Genomic DNA, 409 nt, shown 5'->3' with positions numbered 1-409 from the left:
CAAGATCACCGACGGTATATTTGCGGCTTCCGACCTCTATTTTGTTGCCGAGCAGAAAGTTGTTGGTTTCCTTGTAGCTCAGCCCGCTGTTGAAGGTAGTGATCGAATCCTTGTCGCGGAAAATCACCCGATCGGCGCCGATCCCCACCTGCTTGCTATCGCCCGACGTATTGAGCGGCCCGAAATTCCCTGGAACCGTGCTGTCGTATTCGTACCAGGAGCCGTTCGCCGAGAATGTCCAGTAGCCGTAGGGCACGCTGACATTGCCGGAATAGCTGTTGCTCTTGCCCAGGCCATCATCCCGCCATGGGTAATCCGGGCCGCTATGCTCATTTGTCGATCACGGCGGCCGGATCGAGATCGTCGCGTGGAGCGATCGTGGCGTGGTTGCGGCGGCGCTCAGGGTTTC

1 pseudogene is annotated in these 409 nt (G+C 58.2%); it reads right to left on the bottom strand.

Annotation, left to right across the window (positions count from 1 at the left end):
• Positions 1 to 331 (bottom strand): annotated as a pseudogene (locus ACPYOP_RS33010) (ShlB/FhaC/HecB family hemolysin secretion/activation protein); the annotation flags it as partial.
• Between the last annotated feature and the right edge of the window lie 78 nt (positions 332 to 409).

It is taken from the genome of Rhizobium sp. KNZ2-6A (assembly GCF_056755475.1).
This window is presented reverse-complemented; position numbering and strand designations above follow the sequence as displayed.